At 50.0% G+C, this 2,141-nt stretch carries 1 protein-coding gene; it reads right to left on the reverse strand.

The genetic code is table 11. The annotated features are described in order from the left end of the window. On the reverse strand, window positions 1-2,141 hold a 2,141-nt coding region (locus G358_RS31135; protein ID WP_033404784.1), incomplete at both ends, for a non-ribosomal peptide synthetase.

Below are 2,141 nucleotides of genomic sequence, written 5' to 3' on the forward strand. Positions count from 1 at the left end.
AAGAGCGGTGCTTGCTGCAGAGCAAAGGGGCGAACGAATTGCCGAATAAGATCATCCGATTGTCCATCCGATTGTTCTTCGCTTGCCTTCGTATACTCCACTGCAAACGGGACATCTTCGTAAACACGCTGTACTAGATTCCCTTCTACCAGCTCAAATCCGGTCCGCAACGATTCATGGCGGCGGATCAGCTTCCGGAATGTTTCTTCCAGTCGTTCCCGGTCCAATTCCCCTTCTACGGTAATGACGGCCGGCATATTGTAGCTAAGTTCCCCACCATCCATCTGGCTGAGGATATATAATCTTTTTTGAGCGGAAGAAACCGGATAGCAGCTGCTTGGCTTGACAGCGGGTATCCTTGCGTACGTAAACGAACTAAACGAATCGCGGCCTTCGATCATTCGGGCCATCTGTGCAATGGTCGGCTTCTGAAATACGGTCCGCAACGGGATATCAGCACCTAGCTCTTTATGGATCATTGCGACCAGCGTTGTTGCCCGCAGCGAATGGCCGCCAAGATCGAAGAAATTGTCCTGTACCCCGATCGGGCTTACACCTAGCACCGCTTGCCAGATCGACACCAGTGCTTCTTCCACCGGCGTACGCGCAGCGATATACTCAGCTCCGGTATGCAGATGTTCTGCTGGCGCAGGCAATGCTTTACGGTCGATCTTGCCGTTAGGCGTCAGCGGCAGCCGATCGATCTGCACAAAGTATGCAGGGATCATATACCCCGGCAGCGATTGGGAGAGTACTGCCCGGATCTCGCTTGCCGCAAGTTCATGGTCCGACACAACATAGGCGCATAAATCCTTTTGTCCTTCTTCTGTCTCGCGCGCTACCACAACCGCTTCACGGACGGATTCGACCTTCAGCAGCTGCGCTTCAATCTCGCCCAGCTCGATGCGATACCCGCGGATTTTAACCTGATGGTCGATCCGGCCCAAATATTCGATGTTTCCATCTGGCAGCCACCGCGCCAAATCTCCGGTTCGGTACATTCGTTCTCCTGGCTCAAACGGGTTGGCTACGAATTTCTCCGCGGTTAATTCCGGTTTATTCAAATAACCGAGCGCCACACCATCACCGGCAATATAGATTTCTCCTAAGACGCCTTTAGGTAGAAATTGATGATGCGAATTGAGCAAATAAATTTTTACGTTGTCAGCCGGGACTCCGATCGGTACCGATTCTCGTGTATCTGTTGCTGCAACATCGTACCGATAAATCATGCATCCTACAACCGTTTCGGTCGGGCCATATTCATTAAAAATCTCTATTCTCCCGTTAAACATCTCCGTAATCTTATTCGCCAGGCTCGTGCTCAAGTTCTCTCCGCCGACAATGAGTTTCCGTATTTTCGATTTGCTGCTTAGGTTCATTTCCTGAATCAGGCTCAGATGCGTTGGGGTCAGCTTCAGGATATCCACTTGGTTCTCCTCGACAATCCGCCGGATTAAAGATACTTTGTCAGTTCCTTCATAAATACGTATGGAGCTTCCTGTCATTAACGGCGTAAATACGGAAGTAACCGTGAGATCGAATGAAATCGACGAATATAGCGGAAAGTCAAGATGGTCTTCTGCTACATAGACTTTTTTGGCCCACCAGATATAGTTGACCAACCCTTGTTGCGTAATCATGGCACCTTTCGGCAATCCTGTTGTACCAGAAGTATAAATAAGATAGGCAAGAGATTGCGGTTGGACAGTAACCCCCAAATTCGAGTCATCCGAATCATATGCTTGGTTATCGTTCAAATCTATACAGCTGATCTCTAAAGGTACCTCTTTCAAAAGACGTATTTGCGACAGCAACAGTGTAGCCCCGGAATCTTCGAGCATGTAACGAATACGCTCCGCCGGATACTCCGGATCGATAGGAACATACGCGCCGCCCGCTTTCAAAATACCGAATATACCGACGATCATCTCCAATGAGCGCTCAGCCATGATCGCCACCCGATCATCCACTTGCACACCTCTCACCCTTAGCGTCCGCGCTAGCTGATTCGCTCTTTCGTTCAACTCGCGATACGTCAGCTGACTGCCTTCGTAGATAACAGCTGCTTTGTCCGGCGTTCGCTCAACTTGTTCTTCGAACAACTGATGAATGGTCTTCTCCCGCGGATATTCGGCTGC

Origin of the sequence: Paenibacillus fonticola DSM 21315 (assembly GCF_000381905.1) — a bacterium.
Lineage (GTDB): Bacteria > Bacillota > Bacilli > Paenibacillales > Paenibacillaceae > Fontibacillus > Fontibacillus fonticola.